This is a genomic window from Microbacterium altimontanum (assembly GCF_058349865.2).
In genome coordinates this window covers 152,366-173,825 of sequence record NZ_JBYRJB020000001.1, presented here as the reverse complement: position 1 = coordinate 173,825, position 21,460 = coordinate 152,366, and the positions used below count along the sequence as shown (strand labels likewise).

At 65.7% G+C, this 21,460-nt stretch carries 12 protein-coding genes; 6 read left to right on the top strand and 6 right to left on the bottom strand.

The window, feature by feature from the left end:
• Positions 1-29 precede the first annotated feature (29 nt).
• Both AC3RX1_RS00735 and AC3RX1_RS00730 read left to right on the top strand, forming a co-directional pair.
• A complete protein-coding gene (locus tag AC3RX1_RS00735; protein WP_491499314.1) occupies positions 30-2,177 on the top strand; it encodes an acyltransferase family protein in 2,148 nt (715 codons plus the stop codon).
• Positions 2,178-2,288: 111 nt separating this feature from the next.
• Positions 2,289-4,964: a bifunctional glycosyltransferase/CDP-glycerol:glycerophosphate glycerophosphotransferase gene (locus AC3RX1_RS00730; protein ID WP_491499313.1), complete on the top strand. Its 2,676-nt coding sequence runs from the start codon at positions 2,289-2,291 to the stop codon at positions 4,962-4,964.
• Positions 4,965-4,971: 7 nt separating this feature from the next.
• On the opposite strand, the gene AC3RX1_RS00725 is transcribed toward AC3RX1_RS00730, so the two are convergent.
• The 3 genes from AC3RX1_RS00725 to AC3RX1_RS00715 form a co-directional block, all read right to left on the bottom strand.
• Complete coding sequence (locus tag AC3RX1_RS00725) at positions 4,972-6,582, bottom strand: glycosyltransferase family 61 protein (protein WP_491499312.1); 1,611 nt, start codon at positions 6,580-6,582, stop codon at positions 4,972-4,974.
• 128 nt (positions 6,583-6,710) lie between these two features.
• Complete coding sequence (locus AC3RX1_RS00720; RefSeq protein WP_491499311.1) at positions 6,711-6,842, bottom strand: hypothetical protein; 132 nt, start codon at positions 6,840-6,842, stop codon at positions 6,711-6,713.
• Entirely contained in the window at positions 6,839-8,212 is a 1,374-nt protein-coding gene (locus AC3RX1_RS00715) for an SDR family NAD(P)-dependent oxidoreductase (protein WP_491499616.1), read from the bottom strand. The genes AC3RX1_RS00720 and AC3RX1_RS00715 overlap by 4 nt, the downstream gene beginning before the upstream one ends.
• A 173-nt stretch (positions 8,213-8,385) precedes the next feature.
• Between AC3RX1_RS00715 and AC3RX1_RS00710 the strand changes: the two genes are divergently transcribed.
• Positions 8,386-9,825: a glycosyltransferase family 2 protein gene (locus AC3RX1_RS00710; RefSeq protein ID WP_491499310.1), complete on the top strand. Its 1,440-nt coding sequence runs from the start codon at positions 8,386-8,388 to the stop codon at positions 9,823-9,825.
• Here the strand turns inward: AC3RX1_RS00710 and AC3RX1_RS00705 are convergent.
• Positions 9,803-12,172 carry a CDP-glycerol glycerophosphotransferase family protein gene (locus tag AC3RX1_RS00705; protein WP_491499309.1) on the bottom strand — a complete coding sequence of 790 codons (2,370 nt, stop codon included), beginning with the start codon at positions 12,170-12,172 and terminating at the stop codon, positions 9,803-9,805. The genes AC3RX1_RS00710 and AC3RX1_RS00705 overlap by 23 nt on opposite strands.
• A gap of 106 nt (positions 12,173-12,278) precedes the next feature.
• On the opposite strand from AC3RX1_RS00705, the gene AC3RX1_RS00700 reads away from it, so the two are divergent.
• The 3 genes from AC3RX1_RS00700 to AC3RX1_RS00690 all read left to right on the top strand — a co-directional run bounded on the left by AC3RX1_RS00700 (position 12,279) and on the right by AC3RX1_RS00690 (position 18,650).
• Positions 12,279-14,102: a DUF4012 domain-containing protein gene (locus tag AC3RX1_RS00700; RefSeq protein WP_491499308.1), complete on the top strand. Its 1,824-nt coding sequence runs from the start codon at positions 12,279-12,281 to the stop codon at positions 14,100-14,102.
• A gap of 66 nt (positions 14,103-14,168) precedes the next feature.
• A complete protein-coding gene (locus AC3RX1_RS00695; protein WP_491499307.1) occupies positions 14,169-16,001 on the top strand; it encodes a DUF4012 domain-containing protein in 1,833 nt (610 codons plus the stop codon).
• Positions 16,002-16,022: 21 nt separating this feature from the next.
• Positions 16,023-18,650: a bifunctional glycosyltransferase/CDP-glycerol:glycerophosphate glycerophosphotransferase gene (locus AC3RX1_RS00690; RefSeq protein WP_491499306.1), complete on the top strand. Its 2,628-nt coding sequence runs from the start codon at positions 16,023-16,025 to the stop codon at positions 18,648-18,650.
• On the opposite strand, the gene AC3RX1_RS00685 is transcribed toward AC3RX1_RS00690, so the two are convergent.
• A complete protein-coding gene (locus AC3RX1_RS00685) occupies positions 18,635-19,951 on the bottom strand; it encodes an O-antigen ligase family protein (RefSeq protein ID WP_491499305.1) in 1,317 nt (438 codons plus the stop codon). The two genes, AC3RX1_RS00690 and AC3RX1_RS00685, sit on opposite strands and share 16 nt — an antisense overlap.
• Positions 19,948-21,372, bottom strand: coding sequence for an O-antigen ligase family protein (locus tag AC3RX1_RS00680; RefSeq protein ID WP_491499304.1), 1,425 nt, complete (start codon positions 21,370-21,372; stop codon positions 19,948-19,950). Before AC3RX1_RS00680 ends, AC3RX1_RS00685 begins: the two co-directional genes overlap by 4 nt.
• Positions 21,373-21,460: the final 88 nt, after the last annotated feature.

The following is a 21,460-nucleotide window of genomic DNA, read 5'->3' as shown; positions in this document are numbered from 1 at the left end:
ACTCAGGGTGGATCGCGTAAAATCCACGGGTGACCGTCTCTGAGAAGCCTGACTTCGTCGTGCCCGCCGGCCATCGGGACACGACAGAGCGACCGGTCACCCTGCCACCCACTCCGGTGCGAGCCGACATCCAGGCGCTTCGCGCGCTCGCAGTGCTTCTGGTGGTCGTCTACCACTTCTTCCCCGGTCGTGTTCCCGGCGGGTTCGTGGGCGTCGACGTCTTCTTTGTGATCTCGGGCTTCCTCATCACCAGCCATCTCGTCACGAAGCCACCGCAGAACGGCCGTCAGCTCGCGGAGTTCTGGGGGCGTCGAATCCGCCGCCTCCTGCCCGCATCGTTCGTCGTCCTGGCAGTGACCCTCGTCACGACGCTGCTCTGGGCTCCGCAGACGATCTGGACCAATGTTGCGAAGCAGGTCGCAGCGGCAGCGGCATACGTCGAGAACTGGTTCCTTGCCGGGCAGGCCGTGGATTATCTCGCCATCGACGACGCACCGAGCCCGGTCCAGCACTTCTGGTCGCTGTCGGTCGAGGAACAGTTCTACCTGGTCTGGCCGATCGTGGTCCTCTTCTCGATCTGGTTGATCCGTAAGCGCTTGCGCGGTGCCGACCGCCTCGCCGTCGGCACCGCGATCGCCGTGATCGTCGTCGCATCGTTGATCGCATCGATCTGGATCACCGCGACGGATCCTGCGTCGGCGTACTTCGTGTCGTGGACGCGCGCATGGGAGCTGGGACTCGGCGGACTCGCCGCCTGCCTCTTCCCATCGATTCAGCACCGCCTCGAGGGGCACCGGGCGGCCCGGCTCGTCGTCGCGTACGCAGGTCTCGTCATGATCGCGGTCGCGGCATTCACGTTCACCGGTGCGATGCCGTTCCCGAGCTACACGGCGGCCCTTCCCGTCGTGGGCACGGCGCTCGTGCTTGTCGCGGCGATCGAACGCGGGCCGCTCTCGCCGTTGCGAACGATGTCGTGGCGGCCCGTCCAGGTCGTCGGCGACGTGTCGTACAGCATGTACCTCTGGCACTGGCCGGCCCTGGTCCTGTTGCCCTACGTCCTCGGGCACGATCTTCACCGTTCCACGAAGCTTCTCGCGATCATCGCCGCGTTCGTGCTCGCGTGGCTCACGAAGATCTTCATCGAGGATCGGTTCCGCGGCCGCAAACCTCTGGGTCAGCCCCTCCGTCGGTCCTTCGTCTTCGCCGTCGGCGGTATGGTCGTGATCGCGCTCGCGTGTGGCGCCGTCGTCGGCACAGTGAGCGCGCAGGCAGCGGCGGCACAGGCGAAGCTGGACCACGCACTCAACGACGCCGACTCATGTTTCGGCTCCCGCGCGCTCGTCAACAAGGACTCGTGCACCCCGCACGGGGAGACACTGCTCACTGCTCCGGTGTTCGCGAAAGACGACAAGCCGAAGCCGTACAACGACGACTGTTGGATTCTCGGTGATTTCACCGATCAGAAGACCTGCCATTACGGCAGCAGCGATCCGCACGCGAAGCAGGTCGCCCTCATCGGCAACTCGCATGCCGGCCACTGGCTGCCTGCACTCGAGGAGATCGCCAAGTCTGAGAACTGGTCGATCACGACATACCTCATCTCGCAGTGCTACACGGTCGACGTGTTGGCCGAATACGGGACACCGCAGCAGAATCAGAACTGCCTTGACTGGAACAAGAAGGTGATCGCGGAGATCCCGAAGAGCGACTACGACCTCGTGGTCTTCTCGAACCGGACGTGGGCCAAGATGCCCGGCAGGAGTCGCGAACAGACATGGGAAGCGGCAGGTCAGGCGTACACGCGGGTGCTCACCAAGTGGAACGAGGCGGGCACCCCCGTCCTCGTGCTCCACGACACTCCGTACGCGACGGAGCTGACCAACGTCCCGGATTGCGTGGGAACGCATCTCGATGACCTCTCTGCATGCGACGGCACGCGGGCGCGTGAGCAGAGAGATCCTCTCGCTGACGCGGCCGTCAAGATGTCGAAACCCGATCTGAAGATGCTCGACCTCACCGACCGCATCTGCTCCGGGAAGACGTGCTATTCCGTTGTCGGCGGAGTCATCGTCTACTTCGATCGCGGCCATCTTTCGGCCACGTTCGCGCGTTCCCTCACCCCTGACATCAAGAGGGCCGCGCTGGCCGTCATGGCGGCCAAGCCCGGCGAGAAGTAGTCGGCTTCCCCGCGAGTCGTCGACCCACAGCGTTCCCACAAAGATGTCGTCCCTAGACTGGACACTCGCCCGTGTGGATCCTGGCGGGCGGACGACAGGACGAAAGAGACAGTGACAGCAGCACCACGCTTCTCCGTGATCACGCCGATGTACAACGTCTCGGCATATCTGCCTGACTTCTTCGAGTCACTGGAACGGCAGTCCATCGGGATCGATGAGATCGAGATCGTCCTGGTGGATGACGGATCGACGGATGACACCGCTGAGGTGGCCGCGGAATTCGCGCGTCGGCACCCAGAGTCGGTACGCCTCCTGCGGAAGCAGAACGGCGGCCAGGCAAGCGCTCGTAACCACGGACTCGAGCATGCGACCGCCGAGTGGGTGACCTTCCCCGACCCCGACGATCGACTGTCAAAGCACTACTTCCGCGAGGCCGCGGCGCTGACGTCGGGCGCCTCCAGTGAGCATCTCGCCATGGTCACGGCCCGCATCAAGATGTGGCACGAAGTCGAGGAGGGCGCCGACACGGTCCGCGACACCCACGCGCTCGCGGATCGATTCGACGACGGCACACGGATCGTGGACCTCTGCGACGATCCGGACACGATCCAGGCCCACGTCACGACCGGGTTCTTCCGCCGCGACATCATCGAGGCTCGTAGCCTGCGGTTCCGGGAGAACTTGCGACTGCGCTTCGAGGATGGAAACTTCGTTTCGCGTTACCTCCTCGGATTCGACCGGCCCCGCGTCGCACTCGCCGCGCATGCCGATTACTTCTACCGTCAGCGGGCCGATGCGTCCTCTCTCGTGCAGAGCAGCGCGACGAATCCCGCGAAATACACCGACACGATCCGACACGGCTATCTCGACGTCGTCGCAGCAGCCCGCGGCGAACTCCCCGCGTGGGCGCAGATGCTCATCATCTACGACCTGTTCTGGCTTTTTCGGGCCTCCCAGGGCGGAGTGGTCCGCCGCGCCCGGTTCCCTGAACGCATGTACGACGAGCTGGACGAGCTGCTTCCGGAGATCGCCGCCTGGTTGGACGAGGACCTCATCCGAGGGTTCGCGGCGATGCCCGTCTCGGACTGGATGAAGGACGCGCTCATCCTCATCAAGCGAGGCGGCGGACACGGGCCGGTCCATCTCGGTCGGATCGATGCGTCGCGCGGCCTCATGTCGCTCACCTACCGCTATCGCGGCGAGCAGCCTCACGAGGAGCTCATCGTGGATGGCGGTCGTCATTCGCCGCGGTACACGAAGGACTGGGCTCTGGAGTTCGCAGGACGTCCGATCGTCTACCAGCGGACCATCTGGACGGCGACGACGTCGCGCCTCTCGCTATCGCTGAATGGCGAGGAGGTGCCGATCCTCGTGCGGCAGATGCCGGAGGGCTTCGTACCGGCGACGCCGGACGTGATCGAAGAGCGCCTTGGGAACGCCCAGCGCAAGGCCGTGCCGTCGGCATCGGGTCTCCCGCTGTACCGAAGACTGCGGCGTCGTGTCGGTCTGACGGCCCGCGAGACCGGTGCCGTGGTGTTCCGTCGGGTCGCGCCCCGGGAGGCGCTGAGCCGCGTACGGATGGCCTGGGGTGCCATGCCCCTCTCCCCTGAGAAGTTCGCCCGCGCTTGGGTGTTCATCGATCGGGATGTCGACGCCAATGACAGCGCAGAGATCCTTTACAAGTGGGTGGCTCAGCAACACCCGGAGATCAACTCCTGGTTCGCGATCCGTAGGGACTCGCCCGATTGGGCCCGCCTGGCGGCGGAGGGAGTGAGGCTGGTCGACTACGGGTCTCCGGAGTTCGCCCGACTGCTGCTGTCTGCTGAGCATGTCGCATCGAGCCACGCTGACCGATTCATCACGAATCCCATTCCGAAGCGACTCGGCCGCTACGCCTGGACGTTCACCTTCCTCCAGCATGGCGTCATCAAGGGCGACATCTCCGACTGGCTGAATCCGAAGCCCATCTCGACATTCATCACGTCGACCCAGGGTGAGTACGACTACATCGTGGGCCGTTCAGCGTTCCGGTATGGCGCAAAGGAAACACGCCTCGCCGGGCTCCCGCGATTCGACGCGCTCCTGCGCCAGGACGCCGCCGTGCCGGCCGATGAGCGCGACATGATCCTCGTCATGCCGACGTGGCGCGACTATCTTGTCACCGGGATGGTCGGATCCTCACGGGGGCGCGGCACGATCGACGGCTTCGCGGATACTCCGTATGCGCGGCATCTGGCTGAGTTCTTCCGCTCGCCGCGGCTCGCCGAGGCCGCGCGGAGGACCCATTCGCGGATCGTCTTCATGCCGCATCCGAACATGCACGCCTACCTCGATCGCTTTGAGCTACCGCGCGAGGTGACGGTGGCGTCCTACGACGACGTCGATGTCCGCGAGATGATCGTGCGTGCCCGCGTGCTCGTGACCGATTACTCCTCGACCGCCTTCAACATGGCCTATATTCAGCGACCGATCGTGTACTTCCAGTTCGACCGAGAAGAGTACTTCACCAACCACACCGAGCGCCCGGCGTACTTCGACTACGAACGAGACGGGTTCGGACCCGTGACGACGCAGGCCGACGCGGCGGTCACGGCCGTCGCCGACGCATTGGCCGGGTCGGTCGATGCCGTCTACGCCGAGCGCATGCGCCAGACGTTCCCCGTCCGAGACGGACAGAACTGTCGACGGGTGTTCGAGGCGATGCTCGAGGCTCGGCGTGTGCGCCCGTTCGAGGAGCGACTCACCCGGGCGGAGACGGATACCTGGGCGCAGGACGCGGGCCGCTGAGTCGCGGTCATCCGAGGGCGCGAAGCGTCTCGCGCAATGGTGTCCCGTTTCGTTCGAAGTCGAACTCCCAGGCCGAGTGGAAGGCTCGGGGATCGAACGTCGCCCCGGTTTGGGGACGGTCAGGCCGGCTCCAGAAGTAATGGAGCTGGGCGCCGAGGCCCATGGCGTACAGGTGTTCGTTCCGGGCCGCATACGCTTCGTGGTTCAGGACGACCATTGCATGCAGCCGTCCGGAGAAGAGAACGTTGAACATCGCCGACCCGCCGAAGCCCGCCACGATGCGGGCCTTCGCGAAGAGCGCGGCCTGTTCCCTCAGCGTGTGGTCCTCGGGATAGACCACCTCGAAGCCGTGCTCCTGGAACAGCTCCTCCACGTCGGGGGCGTTCCGGCAGTCGCGATGGACCATACCCGGACGTCGCGACACGAAGAGCTTGCGTTCTGCATCTCGTCCGGTGACATCGGTGAGTCCCGCTCGCAGTCGCGCCCACACCTCCCGGATGGCGGGGTGGAACCAGTACGGCTCGTGGTTCTGCCAGAGCGGCGTGCAGGCGATGAGCGAATCGACCTCGGCGGGATTCTGCTGCCAGACGACATCCTCTTCGCCGAGACCGTAGGCCCCCAGGAGCTCCCTCTCATAAGTCGGTTCGTACCCGGGAGGGACGCGGATGATCGCGCGGAGGCCGGGATAGCGTCGCTTGGCTTCGTCCCAGCCCCAGAGTTTCGCGGGAACCTCGGTCATGAAGTGGCCGAAGTGAGCGTGGTACGCGGTCGTCAGGTCGTACAACGGACCCGGAACACTCGCGGTCGGAGCCTCGAACCTGGCCGGAATCGAAACGAAATCAGGAGTGACGTCGGGCGCGAGGACCGTCCCCGGAACAGCCTCGGTGGGGAACCGGAATGAGGGCGGAAGAAGCGTATGTTCGTGAACCCATGCCATGTGGCTGAGCACTCGCAGACGTCCGCGATAGTGCCGCATCACGATCTCTGGTGTGTCCATCTCGGTGTCCAGGTTCTCGACACCGGCACCCGGGTCGTTGGTGTGCACCTCGCGCGTGGCTGCGACGTGCGCCCCCGGGAGGGTGTCGAGTACCTCGATGCCGAGGTGCGGTGCCCGGGTGGCGAGGGACGCCACCCGACGCTCCGGGACCTTGAGGAAATGAGCCCGCGCCTTGGTGTGCACGGCGTAGCCGCCGAGAACCTCGACCTTGGCGGTCGCGGCGATCAGATCGTCCGCCAGCTTGCCGGACGTCGGCTCGGAGGGAAGACGTCCACGGACGACGCCCGCCCAGCCTCTCGGATCGCCTGCCGATGCTCCGTGGGCGGTGCGGTGCACGTACAGGCCGTCTGCGGGCAGATGCGGGTAGAGCGCCCGCCAGCGAGCGACCGAATCCGCCTCCGCTGCGGGGTCGCAGAGATCGATGATGATGTCAGGCGGAGGCACCGTGCGCAGTGAGTCGCTGATCGACGACGCCGGGCTGCGCGGGTGGACACGTACCTTCGGCTGGTGCATTCTGCTCGGCGCGAAGCCCGACGCGTAGACTGCGACGTCGTCGGCGAAGAACGTGCGGAGCCACCGCTGCACTCGCCAGCGTGAAGGGCGATCGGCGATCAGGACCACGCGCCGATCCTCTCCTGGCCGTCCGGGGATGAGAGCGCGGATGGCGTCTGCCACGGACGATGTGGACGGGCGTCGTCGCCAGCGCCACAGGACGTACCCGAGGGCGCGCCGCGCGAGACGACGGATGCTCACTCGAACGCCTCCCCGTGCGCGATCGAGCGAGTCTGCCGGGCCGCGATTGCACGAAGCCTCGTCGATGCGGCGTCTGCCCGCCGCTGCAGCGGTACGGTGACGCCGACCACGAGGCCGAGCTCTGTCATGGGCGTTCTCGGAGCGCTGCCATCGCTGCCACCTCCACGGTGACGACCTGCCCGGTCAGATCCGATGCGAGGACATGCGTGGTGACGCGTGCGACGTCGTCAGGGTCGAGCAATGTACCGTCCGGCTCGGCGCCGAACGCTGCGGTCCGCATGGGAGTCGCCGTGCGTTGGGGGTTGATGCAGTTGATGCGCACGCCACTGTCTGCCCATTCTTCGGAGAGCGCCTGAGTGAGATTCACCACACCGGCCTTCGTCGCCGAGTACGTGCTGTAGTTCGCGCGACCGCGTGTGTACGAACTCGACGTGAAGAGTACGACCTGCCCCTGCGTCTCGGCCAGATACGGATAGGCCTCGCGGCAGACCAGGGCGGGAGCTGTGAGGTTCGTCAGGATCGTCTTCTTCAGGTCGCTCTTCTTCGTCTCGATCAGGGGGGCTATCCGGAGCACACCCGCAGTGATCACGACAGCATCGATCCGACCGATTTCGGCGGCCGCCTTCGCGAGAGCCCTGCGCACATGCTTACCGGAGGTGACGTCCGTGCCGGTGCTCGACCGGCTGAACTCGACAACGGCAGCACCGGCCGCTGCAGCGAGCCGGACGATGCTCGCGCCGATCCCATAGCTGCCGCCGAAGACGACGATTCCCCGTCCGGTGAGGTCGGGAAGGGCGCCCATACCGTCGAGCGAGAGGCTGGCCGACTGCAATTGGAAGAGCTTGTCCGCGATGTGCACGTCTATGGGCTCGGTCACCTTCATGTTCTCGGCGGTGCCGTCGACGACGAAGATCGGCACGTGGGGAAGGTAGGTGAAGACGACTCCGCAGTCGTCCGTGGCATGGAAGTCGGGGTCCTGCCGGGCGAGTTCGTATGCCCTCCGGATCGTCCCTAACCGGAATGCCTGCGGCGTCTGGCCACGGCGGAGCGTGGAACGGTCGGGGATCGCGGTCACATGTCCCGCGCCGTTGACCTCGATGATCGTGTCTGCCGAGGGAATCGCGGTGTCCACGGCGTCGTACTCGTCAAGAGCAACGACGCAGTCATGAATGATGCGCTCGTCGATGAACGGACGCACGGCGTCGTGAAACAGCACCTTGGTGTCATCGCCGGCCAGTGCGGCGATGGCAAGCTCTGTGGTGTCGTTCCGAGTCGCGCCACCTGGGAGGATACGGCTGAGCTTCGGGAAGCGGGCATCGTTCTTCAGGTGCTCCAGCTCTGCGATCGCACCGGCATTCATCATGACGACGATCTCGTCGATGTCGTCGCTTGCCTGCACCGCCTCCAGAGTGTGCTCGACGATCGCCTTGCCCGCGATCCGGATGAGCTGCTTCGGAATGCCGAGGCCGACGCGCACTCCGATGCCGCCTGCCAGCACAACCGCCACCGTTCGGGTGCTGTCACTCACGTGTCGATACCTCGTGCAATTCGTCGGATCTGAGAGAGAAACCGCCGCATGGGGCGTCCGCCCATCTTACGGTTGACCAGCAGGAGGTGCTGTGATGGCGTCGTCCTCACGTCTTCGCCGGCTCGGAATAGGATCGGTGGGCAATGATCTCCATCAGCGCCGTCATCCCGCTCTACCGCGTCGAGAGGTACCTGCCAGACCTGCTCGACAGTCTCTCCGAGCAGCGGCCGGGGGAGTATCGGCTCGAGGTGATCTTCGTCGATGACGGTTCTCCCGACCGGTCGGCGACCATGGCGGAGGACTGGCTCGCTGGCTCCGACGTTGAGGGGCGCCTGATCCGCCAGGAGAACGCCGGAGTCAGCGCCGCGCGCAACGCCGGTCTCGATGCCGCGCAGGGCGACTGGTTGACGTTTCCCGACTCGGATGACTATCTTGCGCCCGACTATTTCTGCCGCGTCGCGCGGTTTCTCGTACGTCATGGCGAGGAGGTGAGCGTCGCCTCCACACACCTCCTACGGTTGCGTGAGCCAGACACGGTGACGAAGGACGTGCACGCGTTGAAATTCCGCTTCATGGCCGGGAACCGCTGTGTCTCGATGAACGAGTTCCCGGACTTCTTCCAGTTGAACGTCGCCTCTGCATTCTTCCGTCGGGCCGATCTCGTGTCCCGAGGTGTGAGATTCCGCTCGGGCCTGCATGCCTCAGAAGACGCCCTCTTCGTCGCGGAGTTCCTTCTCGGCACCGCCGATCCCGTTCTCGGGCTCGTCGCCGACGCACGCTACGTGTACCGCAAACGGGCGACCGGTGATTCGGCCGTCGACAGGTTCCGCCGCGACCCCGACACCTATATCGAACGCTTCCGCGACGGTTACCGAGTCCTCATGGAGGGCGCCGCCGCCGGCGCCGGCGTGCCGGGATGGCTTCAGTCGATGTTCCTCTACGAGTGCCAGTGGATCCTGCCTGCGCAGCTCACAGAAGAAGGGCATGCCGACGTTCTGGGCCCATCCGAGCGCACCGCCGCACTCGACGCACTCGCCGCCTGCGCGCGACACGTAGCCGAGCAGCGGTTGTTCGAGTACGACGCGACCGCGCTGCCGCTGGAATCCCGTCTGCTGCTCCAACGACTCGCGGGACGGACGGTCCCCGCCTGGGTTGGCGCCTATCGGGACCTCGGCGGCCGCGTGATGGTTCCGACGGCTGAGCCTGCAAAGGTCGAGTTGCATGACGTGCACGACGAGGTCCTCTCCGTCGCCCCAAGTGTCATCACGCCGGACTACTTCGGTCAGCAATTGCTGCATCGGTGGCAAGCCGAGGCGCCGACGGCGCGGTGGGCGGTATCGGACGGGGAGCGTCGGTCGGTCGTTGAGCGGAGAGCCGACGACACGGCCACTCAGCAGCAGGACCGTCATCGCCGGGAGCGGTTCGGTCAGCTCCATCGTGCCGTTCCCGCCAGAACCGGCGAAGTCAGGGTATGGAAACCGGTGCCCGGTCCGACGGGATCGCGGTGGCGGCGCCTGCTCTGGGACGCCCAGCTCGCGCGTCATCGCGCCGGCCGTCTGGTCAGGCGTCTGCTGCGGCGATGATGAGACCCGCGATTGTGTCCGCACACGCCGTCGCGGGGTTGGCGGTCGGGGGGACCTGCACCCACCGGTTGGCGAACTCGCGGGCGGCTTCGCGCGTACCTTCGTTCGCCTCAATCGCTGCAACGAGGGCCGCGATGTCGCGAACAATCGGGCCCGGAAGGTCGGCGCCGTAGTCGATGTAGAAATCCCGTGACGCGATGTACTCATCGAGATCGGGTGCAAGGAAGTAGCTCGGCACTCCGAGCACCGCCGCCTCGTAGAGCGTCGAGGAGTAGTCGGTGATGAAGAGGTCGGCGACGTCAAGGAGCTCCTGCGTCGAGAACCCTGGGGCGGTGTCGACCTCTGGCCCGAAGTCGACCGGCATCAACGGATGCACTTTCACGACCAGGTGCACCCCGATCTTCGCGAGCGCTGCCGAGACCGCTGCGGCATCGGTGATGACACTGCCATCGAGGCGGAACGTTGGTGCGAACACCGCGACTCGGGCGTCTCGCAGATGGGGATGGACGCCGAGGATGCGATCACGTGTCCGCGCGGCGCGGTGTCGGTCGAGAAGCCGATCGACGCGGGGGAGCGGAGCGACGGCGACCCTGTCGACATCCGTTCCGAATGCTTCGGCGAACGCCGGTCGGCAGTCCTCGCTGCTGGAGAGAACGATGTCGTAGCCCTCGTGCATCCGCATGGCCCGCGCCAGCCGGCGGTCACGTCCTTCCTCGTGGTCGAGAATGCTCAGCCCGAACTTCTTGAAGGCCCCCAGGGCGTGCCAGATCTGCACGACCGTCAGGCCCCTGCCGTGCTTCAGCAGGCTCGCGACCATTGCGTAGGTATCGATCACCAACACCCGCGATGTGGCCACGTGGTAGAGCTGCGCGAGCATGTGGAACACGTATCCGACCTTGGCGAGCACCCCGGGCGGCACCATCTGTACGAGCGTCACGACACGAACGGAAGGATCCGCACGGGAGATCGCATCTGCGAGGTCGGTGAAATCCTCCGGCACGGTCTCGTGCTCCCGGCTGATCATGACCACCTTGCGCCGCCGGGGCAGGATCCGAAGAGGCGTATACACGATGTTCAGGCCGATGCGTGCAGCATGTGCGACAAGCAGTCTCAGGCCCATGGCGCCTCCGGTCCGAGTCGGCTCGGGCGCGCTGCCCCCCGGGGCTGCCGCTGCTGGTCGGCCGCCCGTGCGCGGGGTGAGGATGAGTTCCCGTGTGATGCGCTCGCTGGATCGTCCGTCGCACGCCGACATGAAGAACTCGAGGAATCGGTCCTGCTCGGCCTCGTGGCGTGCCTGTCTCACGGCATCCGGTAGCTCGGCGGCATCGCGGACGAGCGGTCCGGTGACGTAGCGCTCGAACGGATAGTAGAAATCCCTGTCTGCGGTGTACTGCTCGAGGTCAGGGCAGAAGAAGACGATGGGGCGGCGCAGCAACGCGTACTCGAAAATCGTGGACGAGTAGTCGGTCACGAGCACGTCCGCGGCCATGAGCAGCTGCGTGATTTCGCGATCGCCCGTGACATCGATGACGCCGGTGACGGAGGGGCGTGCAACGATGAGGGGCTTCACGAACGGATGCATCTTGACCATGACGACCCAGTCGTCGCCAAGGTCGGCGGCCAGGGCATGCCAGTCGATGCTGTCGTAGTCGAACGTTGCGGTGAGCTGGCCGTTGCCGCGGAACGTGGGCGCGAAGAGCGCGATACGGGCTCCGTCGGCGATACCGTAACGTGACCGCACCGAGCGACGGGCCTCGGCGATGAAGGTCTCGTCGAAGAACATGTCTGTGCGGGGAACGCCGAGCGCCTTCACTCGGGCGACATCGATGCCGAACGCTTCGGCGTAGTCGGGGCGAACTGCTTCGCTGCTGACCGTCACATCCGTGTAATTGCGGTGGATGATCGAGCCCGGGATCGGTCCTCCCGGCAGTCCCTCCCGGCTGAAGCCGACGCGCTTGAAGGCGCCGGCTGCATGCCACACCTGCACCAGGCGACTGCCGGGCCGGATTCGGAAGCCGTAGATCGCCGGATAGAAGTCATCGACGACGATCGTCTGAGCGGTGGCGGCGAGCCATGGGAGGCGTACGACATCACGGAGTGGACGACGCGCCGCCATGCTCCGCTTGAACAGCCCGATGACCTCGGCGGCCGGATTCTGGCGGTTGATCTCTTCCCGGAGCAGCGCGATGTTGCCGGAGTAGCCGGCCCGTGAATCGGACAGGAACAGCACGCGCCCGGGCCGTATTCGCACGATTCGGGCGAGGATCGCGTACGGAAGGAAGTAGTGGGCGAACCGCCACTTCTGGAGGATGCGGCTTCTGCGGAGAATCCTGCGGAGGCTGGGCATCTGGGCTCTCTTCCGAACGGCGAAACTGTACGGGATCCTATGACACCGACATCAGTGATTCATGAGACTCGGCTTCGTCACAGTTGCTGCTCGCTAGGCTCGGGCCGTGCCCGACACCCGTGCAGCCGGACGCCACAGCGCCGCAACGAACGCCACTCACGCCACGAGCAACCGCCGTCGGCGCTGGCCATGGATCACGGCGATCGTCGTCGTCCTGATCGTCGGCGCCGCAGCGGCGGTCTTCGCTCTGCAGGCGTTGTCCGTCAAGAACGATCTCAATGCGGCGAGGTCCGAGGTGTCGGCGATCATGAAGGCGGTCAAGAAGGGCGACACCGCGTCGATCAAGGCGTCGGGCGACAAGGTGATGACGCTGACCGCCCACGCTGATGACACTGTGGCCGGGCCCCTGTGGACGGTGTTCGGTGCCATCCCGTTCGTCGGCGCCAATGTGGACGCCGTGCGCACCGTCACCCAGGCGACGCACACGATGGTTGCGGGCGCGATGCCTTCCGGGGTGAGGATGCTCAGCACACTCAAGCTCGACAGCCTCGCTGTGAAGGGCGGCGGCATCGACCTGAAGCCCATCCAGGAGGCAAGTGACTCGCTGCCAGCGATCACGGACGCCTTCGACAAAGCCCAGGAGCAGCTCGCCACGGTCGACCGCACGAAGATCCTCCCCATGGTCGACGGCGCCATCAGCCCGCTCTTCGATCTCATGGACGAGACGGCCCCGGTCCTGAAGAATGTCCAGAAGTACCTCCCCGCGCTGCTCGACATCGCGGGCGCCAAGGGGGAACGTTCCTACCTGCTGATCTTCCAGAACAACGCTGAGTCGCGCAGCACCGGCGGGCTCCCTGCCGCGACGGCGAAGGTGATCGTCGACGATGGCCGCATCTCGCTCGGGAAGCAGACGAGCACCTACAGCTTCCCGCGCGACCGTCAAGTAATCGATCTTCCCGAGAAGACGCTCGCGTTGTACGACTCCGACACCTTCTCGGGCTTCGGCAACTTCACCCGCACCCCGAACTTCCCGACCACGGCGAAGGCGTTCCAGGCGCTCTGGTCGAACACCTATGGCGAGAAGCTCGACGGCGTGATCAGCATCGACCCGGTCGTACTCTCCCACGTGCTGAAAGTCACGGGGCCCGTCACGGTGACCGACGGCACGAAGCTGACGTCGAAGAACGTGGTCGACGAGGTGCTCTACAAGCCGTACATCCGCTACCCGTCCCGTGACGCACAGGATCTGTTCTTCGCCGACGTCGCCGCACGCGTCTTCATGAAGGTCGCGGGTGGAGGCTGGGACGTGCCGAAGATGTTCAACGCGCTCAAGACCTCGGCCCAGGAGCAGCGCCTGTACCTCTGGTTCACGCGAGACGGCGAGCAGGCGATGGCCACCGAGTTCGGGCTGGACGGCGCCCTGAAGACGAAGAACACGGGCACGACACAGGTGGGCATCTTCCTCAACGACTACGCCGCGAGCAAGCTCGAATACTTCCTGACTTCGAAGGTCGCTGTCGCCTGCGATGCTGCCGCTCGCACCGTCACGACCAGCGTCACGGTCACGAACACGCTGACCGATGACGACGAGCTGTCGTCGTACCAGATGGGCATCCGCAACAGGGGGTACGGCATCCCGCGCACGTCGTTCATTCTCGACGTCATGTACTTCGCTCCGCCCGGAGCATCGATCGGGTCAACCGATCCGGCCGCCGGAGATGACCCGTCCGCGACGCGCACGGGCGAGGAGGACGGCCGTGACGTCGAGAGCATGCGCATCTTCGTAGCGAAGGGCGAGACACGAACCGTCTCGTTCACCAGTACGGTGCCGAAGGGCGAGCTCGGTCCGCTGTCGGTGCGGTACACGCCGACGGCGACGTCGACGAAGGTGGACGTGGCCGCATCGTGCGGCGCACTGGCCGGCTCGTAAACATCCGACTGGTCCCCGGCCCCGTCATTCGGCGGGATCACAGTGTGACCCGGGTATTCTCGACGGGTGCCCAAGACCTCTTCTCCTGGACGCTACCGCGCGGATCGAGCCGGATCCCACGCGGCACCCAAGCGCCGTCACCGCTGGCCGTGGATCACCGCATCCGTGGTCGGCGGTGTCATCGTCGCTCTCGGCGGGGTGACCGCCGTCTTCGCCTTCCAAGCGATCTCGGTCAAGGACGACCTGATGTCGGCGAAGAGCGAGATCAGCTCGATCACGAAGTACATGAAAGCCGGCGACTCTGAGAAGATCGTCGCGGCGGGCGACAAGATCCTGTCGTTGACGAGGGGCGCGAACAGCACGGTACAGGGTCCGCTGTGGGAAGTGGCAGCCGGGATTCCGCTTGTGGGGCAGAACGTCGACGCAGTGCGGAAGGCGACGGAGGCGACGCACACCCTCGCGGAGGGCGCCATGCCGGCGGGCGTGAAGCTGCTGAGCACTCTGCAGATCGACAAGATGTCGGTGAAGGGCGGAGGCGTCGACCTCGAGCCGATCAGCGAGGCGAGCAAGTCTCTGCCCGAGATCACCGACGCGTTCGGTCGTGCGCATGAGCAGCTGAAGGGTGTCGACCGCACGAAGATCCTGCCGGTCGTCGACAATGCGATCGGGTCGCTGTTCGACGTGATGGATGAGGCCGGTCCGCTGCTGAAGCAGGTGCAGCACTACCTGCCCACCCTGCTGAAGGTTGCGGGCGAAGACGGCAAGCGCACCTACATGCTCGTGTTCCAGAACAATGCCGAGTCGCGCAGCGGGGGAGGCCTGCCGGCCGCCACGGCGATCGTCGACGTCGACAACGGGCACATCAAGCTGCGGGAGCAGACGAGCACCTTCACCTTCCGGCGCGATCTCCAGGTGATCTTCCCACCCGAGGAGACCCAGGCACTCTACGAGCCCGACACCTTCCGAGGATTCGGCAACTTCACCCGTACGCCGAACTTCCCGACGACAGCCGAGGCGTTCGATTCGCTCTGGGACATCACGACGGGCAAGCACCTGGACGGGGTCATCACTCTTGATCCGGTCGTGCTGTCGCACATGCTCAAGGTGACCGGACCCATCGAGACGGCCGATCACCGCAAGCTCACGTCGGAGAACGTCGTCGAGGCGCTCCTGTACGACGCGTACACGCGCTACAGCGGTAACACCGCGCAGGATGCGTTCTTCGGCGACGTCGCATCGCGGGTGTTCACGAAGATCTCATCGGGCCAGTGGGACGTCATGAAGATGCTCGACCAGCTCACGATCTCGGCCGAGGAACAGCGCCTGCATGTGTGGTTCCCGCGCAAGCAGGAGCAGGCGATGGCCGTCGAGCTGGGGCTCGACGGCGCCCTCGCGACGGACAACAAGAAGACGACCGAGGTGGGCGTCTTCGTCAACGACGCCGCGTACAGCAAGCTCGAGTACTTCATGAAGACGAAGGTCAACGTGACGTGCAACGCCGAGGACCGCACGGTCACCACGGCGCTGACCATCTCGAACAGTGCACCGCTGGAGGGGATGACGAAGTACCAGCTCGGCATCCGGAACAAGCGCTACGGGCTGCTCAAGAACACCTTCATCCAGGACGTCATCTACTTCGCGCCGCCGGGATCCGAGATCACCTCTGTGGATCCCGAGTACGGCGACTCCGCCTACGACCGCCGCGAGGGCGTGGAAGACGGACGGAACGCCCAGAGCATCCGTGTGTTCGTGCCCAGCGGCGAGAGCAAGACCGTGACCTACACCAGCACGTTGCCGAAGGGTGAGCTCGGACCGCTGTCGGTGCGCTACACCCCCACCGTGACGTCGACCCCCGTGACGGTCGCGAAGACCTGCGACGGTTTGTTCGACGCAAACTAGCACGCCGCAGAAAGCGCTCAGATGCCGACGTACTCCGTCATCACGCCCCTGTACAACGTGGCGGCATATCTGCCGGACTTCTTGCGGTCGCTGCTTCGGCAGAGCATCGGATTCGATCGACTGCAGGTGATCCTCGTCGACGATGGGTCGACGGACGACGGAGCGACCGCTTCACTCGCTCGCGAGTTCGCGGACGCGCACCCTGATAACGTCGTCTTCCTTGCCCAGCCGAACGGCGGACAGGCGTCGGCGCGCAACCTCGGCCTCTCGGTGGCGACGGGCGAGTGGCTCACGTTCCCCGACCCGGATGACGTGCTCGGCCGCACGTACTTTGCGGAACTCGAGAAGGCGCTGGCTCGCGTCGATGCTGACACGGTGGATGCGGTTTCGGCACGCATCCTGCTGTGGTACGGACGAGAACGCGGCACTGAGCCGCATGCGCTCGACGGACGGTTCCACCACGGAATGACTCTCCGCCACCTTGACACTGATCCGGATTGGATCCAGCCGCACGCCACATCGGCACTCATCCGTCGGAGCATCGTCGAGCGGTTCACGCTGCGATTCCCTGAGGAACTTCGTGTGCGGTTCGAAGACGCGGCCTTCCTCGCCGAGTACCTCCTCCGGGTGGACGACCCAGTGGTTCTTTTCGTCCCGGCGGCGCGATATCTCTATCGACAGCGTGCCGACCAGTCCTCGACGATCCAGTCGACCAGGGCCGACCCACGTAAGTACGTCGACCACTTGAGGCATGGCTTCCCCCGCGTGATCGACACTGCGCTTCGCACACATGGACGCGTTCCTCGCTGGGCGCAGAACCTCATGCTGTACGACCAGTTCTGGATCCTGCTCTCGTCGCAGTCGGGACCGGCCCGCAACGGCCGATTCCCCGAGGGGACGCATGCCGCCCTGCGTGAGCTTGTTCCGGCCTACCTCGAGCACATCGACGTTGAGGCGATCCGCTCGTTCGGCCTCATCCCGGTCGAGGAATGGATGCGGGACGCTCTGGTCATTGCGAAGGGAGCGGCAATCCATGGTGACGTCGCGATGGCCGGCTCCGATCGACGTCAGGGGCTGCGAGCATATGTCTACCGTCACGGCGCGGATGCTCCGACAGAGGACGTCCTTGTCAATGGACGCCGCGTGCAAGCGCACCATGTCAAGACGCAGGGGATGGAGTACGTCGGACGTCCGATCGTCTGGGAACGGACGTTGTGGCTGCCCGATGAGGTCGAGCCGATCATCGTGCTCGATGGTCGAGAACTGCCGGTACGGCGTGCTCACGCATCTGCGAACGCCTTTGCTCGGAAGGAGGGGGGCCTCGCGGCGCGTGCACACGCGGCCCGCTTCACATTCGTGGCGCAGACGCGCCGGATCGTTGCCGGCGTGAACCGGCGGCGCGGTCGAATCGCACAGATCGGACGCCAGGCCCTCGCCATGCGCTCGCCCCGCTCTGCGCGGCGGTTCCGCCGCGCGTGGGTGTTCATCGACCGAGACGTCGACGCGAACGACAGCGGGGAGGACATGTATTTCTGGGTACGCGAGAATCACCCGGAGATCAACGCGTGGTTCGTGGTGACGAAGGGCACCCCCGACTGGGAGCGCCTCGCCGTCCGCGGTGCGCGTCTTGTCGGTTACGGTGAACCGGAGTTCTTCGCGCTCCTGGCGCATGCAGATCACTACGCTTCCAGCCACGCCGACAGGTTCATTACCGATGTGCTGCCGAAACGACGCCGGACCGGCTATACCTTCACCTTCCTGCAGCACGGAGTGATCAAGGGCGACATCTCGGACTGGCTCAACAAGAAGCACATCGACGTCTTCGTCACCTCGACAGAGGCGGAGTACGACTACATCACCGATTCATCCCCGTACAAGTTCGGAACCAAGGAGGTGCGGCTCACCGGCCTGCCGCGGCATGATGTGCTGCGACTGATGCGCGCCGACGGGCGAGACGATGTCCGGCGCACCGTGCTGATCATGCCGACGTGGCGGGACTACCTGGTGGGGGAGATGACCACCGATTCGGGGGTGCGTGAGCACATCGCCGGATTCGCGACGTCCGCCTACGCCCGATCCTGGGCTGCTCTGCTTGCAGACCCCCGCACAAAGCAGCTCGCGGGCGACGGCTATGACGTGGTCTTCATGCCTCATCCGAACATGCGTGCTTACTTGCCCGAGTTCGTTGTTCCGGATCATGTCCGCGTGCTCTCGTACGCGGATGCGAACGTTCGAGAGCTGCTCGCGGATGCCGCTGCACTGCTCACCGACTACTCGTCGATGGCGTTCAACGCCGCCTACCTGCGGACGCCTGTCGTGTACTTCCAGTTCGACCGCGACGAGTATCGCGCGGGGCACACCGAGCGAGATGGGTACTTCGATTACGAAGCCGGCGGATTCGGTCCCGTGCACGTGGATGCTGCATCCGCGGCCGGGGCTCTCGCCGACGCTGTGCTGCGCGGAGCGGGGAACGAGTACTCAGCCCGAATGGCCGCCGCGTTCCCTGTGACGGATGGCAAGAACCGCGAGCGTGTGTTCCAGGCGATGGTCGCCGCGCGTACCCGCAAGCCGCTCGCTGCGCGGCTTCGCGCCGCAGCGCCGGATCGCTGGAAGCGTGAGGCCAGGACAGAGCCTCAAACGGGATCTTGAGGAAGTGCGGAGCCCGTCTCCGCTGCATCCAGTCTCTCTCGCCACGACCGTGACTGCCCCGCTCTCACGAGACACACGACGAGGATGAGCCATCCGGCACCGAAGAGGGCGAAGCTCTCGAACAGCGAGTTCACGACGATCGCGACGAGGATCAGCGGCGTCCACGCGTAGACGATCGAGCGGCGTTCGCCGGAGACGAGCCACGACCGGATGACGGCGATGCCGACCATGCCCACGAACAGGAACGCACCGACCCATCCCACCTGGAGCACGAGATCGGCGTAGGCGTTCAGCGCCGTCGTGTAGTGCTTGTCGAGCGAGAAGTTGATCGCGACGAACGGGTACTCGTCACGGGGCCACGGGCCGAACCAGCCGAAGCCCTGAACGGGGTAGAACCGCACGTAGAACGAGAGCACACGCCACAGGTTCGCGCGGATCGAGAAGTCAGTCCCCGCCGCCGCGATGATCTGATGCCGGAAGACGTAGGCCGATGCGAGCGCCACCACGACCACTGCGCCGAGGGTCCACTGCACGGTCATCCGGTTGTGCGGCTTCGTGTGGCGCACGAGCGCCAGCGCCGCCGTGGCGAGCCCGACGCCAGCCGCCACGACGAGCACCGTCGGCGATCCGCTCAGCACCGCCAGCACGCCGCCCACGGCGACCGAGTACACCGCGACACCCGGTCGGACCGACGCCGTCCGCCATTCCACCACGAACGTCACCAGCGCGAGCACCGCGACGAAGCCCAGCATGTTGCGTGTGCCGAACAACCCCTCGACAGGGCCGAGGTGGATGATGTTTCCCTCGATGCCAAGCCAGTGCACGGGCGTGCGCATCAGGATGCCGATCAGGATCTCGAGCCCCAGCGAGATCGACAGCAGCCACCGCATGACGTCCCCGAGCGCCCGCGCCGTCTGCAGCGTGTCACGCACGTGCCCGACCACGATCGCCAGGAACGCGATCCCGACGAGAGACGTCCATCCCACCACGGTGTCGGGCGGCGAGTAGCTCCAGAAGACGCTGACGGCCGTCCACGCGAGGAACAGCAGCAGCGAGACCGGGACGAGACGCAGGAACGAGATCTCCCGGCGCCGGGCGAGGAGCATCCCGAGGCCGATGAGGCACAGCCCGATGATCACCGTGACGTAGGTCACCAGCCCAGCCAGCCACTGGATCGCGTGCGACGAGAACACCGCGGCGAACGCCGTCAGCGTGAACGCACGCGCCATCCCCGCCGACCGCAACAGCTCGGAGAGCCACCGCATCGGATGCGGCTGGTAGCCGTGCTGCGCACTGCTCACGTGCGACCTCCGGGCGCGGCCGGAGCATCCGCCACCAATTCCCCGCGCTCGATCGCGGCGCGCTGCTCAGCGCGCCCCACGCCGACATGCGGAGACTGCTTGATCTTGAACGCGAGCATCACCACGAACATCCAGCCCCACAGCAGCAGCGGCTCCGACTCGGCCACGCCCTGCACGAGCAGCACCGTCGCGACGAGCGTGGGGAGCAGCGTGAGAGGCGAGTAGGGACGGTCGGCCCGCAGATCCCACCGCGGCCGGTCGACCGCGAAGAACCATGCCCGCCAGATGAAGGAGAGGTACACGAGTCCGAGCAGCACGATGCCGACGATGCCCAGCTGCATCGAGACGTCGACCCACATGTTGTGCGCCTGCATCACCGACTGACCGTGGTCGATGATCCAGCCGTCGAAGTGCGGATCGCCGGTGAGCCACGGTGTCGCGAAGCCCCATCCGATCGCCGGCCGTTGCGCGGTCCGCTCGAGCACCGCACTCCAGATGCGCTCCCGGCCGGTGAGATCGGCCGATCGCCCGAGCGCCGTGAAGATCGTGCCACGCACGAGCCACGCCGTGAGCGCGCCGCCGAGACCGATCACGGCATACAGCGCGTAGTAGAGCGTGCGTTGGCCGGGCCGCCGTGCCGAACGCATGAGGAGCACCGTCACGAGGACCAAGGCGGCGGCGACGGCGGCGAGGTACACGGTCGCGGACGACGCCCGATACATGAGATACGCCGCAACGACGATCCATACGCCGAGCAGCGCCCGCCGCGGCGCCTTCGCCGCGATGCGGATCGCGAACACGATGATCGCGAGCAGACACACGATCGCGAGCGGGTTCGCGTTGCCGAAGATCCCCTGGATGCGCCCCCCGTTGAAGAGGTTCCCGCGGCACCAGTACACGATGGGATCGACGCTGCGGTCGGCCGGGATCATGAACTCCGGCAGCAGCGGACCGCGAACGAAAACGGCCACGGCCAGCTCGAACAGGAGCGACAGCCCCACGCACCATTTGAGGGCGGATGCAATGGCCCGGATGATCTCGCGCCACGTCAGCACCGCGGCCACGAACAGCCCCTGCAGGGTGGTGAGCACGAGCAGTCCCCATGTGATCGCGGAGACGCCCAGCCACTGCGACCAGATCATCGACAGTCCGGCCCAGACCAGATACAGCACCGGGAACCACGGCAGTCGCTGCCAGTGGACGGGGGGACGGATGGCGAGCCACAGGATCAGCGAGACGATGCTCGCGCCCACCGTGAGCGCCGCCGATGCCACCGCGCCGATCGCATTGACCCAGGAGACGCCCGAGAGTACGAGGAAGAGCACGAAGATGCACCAGCCGCGCAGCAGCAGGTGACTCGTCCGCTCGCGCACCGGCGCCTTCGGCGGCGCCGACACGGGATGCTTCGAGAGGACGGCCATGGTGTGATTCAGGCTACCGTGCCCCTCCTGTGCGCCCGGATCGACGCTCGATCGCGACACGCCGCGGCGCGTCGCAAACGTTCAACTG

What these genes read in the sequence shown, in the direction of transcription:
- AC3RX1_RS00710 (WP_491499310.1), top strand. Translation starts at nt 8,386, where the DNA reads ATGATCTCCATCAGCGCCGTCATCCCGCTCTACCGCGTCGAGAGGTAC.
- AC3RX1_RS00705 (WP_491499309.1), bottom strand. Translation starts at nt 12,172, where the DNA reads ATGCCCAGCCTCCGCAGGATTCTCCGCAGAAGCCGCATCCTCCAGAAG.
- AC3RX1_RS00680 (WP_491499304.1), bottom strand. Translation starts at nt 21,372, where the DNA reads ATGGCCGTCCTCTCGAAGCATCCCGTGTCGGCGCCGCCGAAGGCGCCG.
- AC3RX1_RS00690 (WP_491499306.1), top strand. Translation starts at nt 16,023, where the DNA reads ATGCCGACGTACTCCGTCATCACGCCCCTGTACAACGTGGCGGCATAT.
- AC3RX1_RS00720 (WP_491499311.1), bottom strand. Translation starts at nt 6,842, where the DNA reads ATGACAGAGCTCGGCCTCGTGGTCGGCGTCACCGTACCGCTGCAGCGG.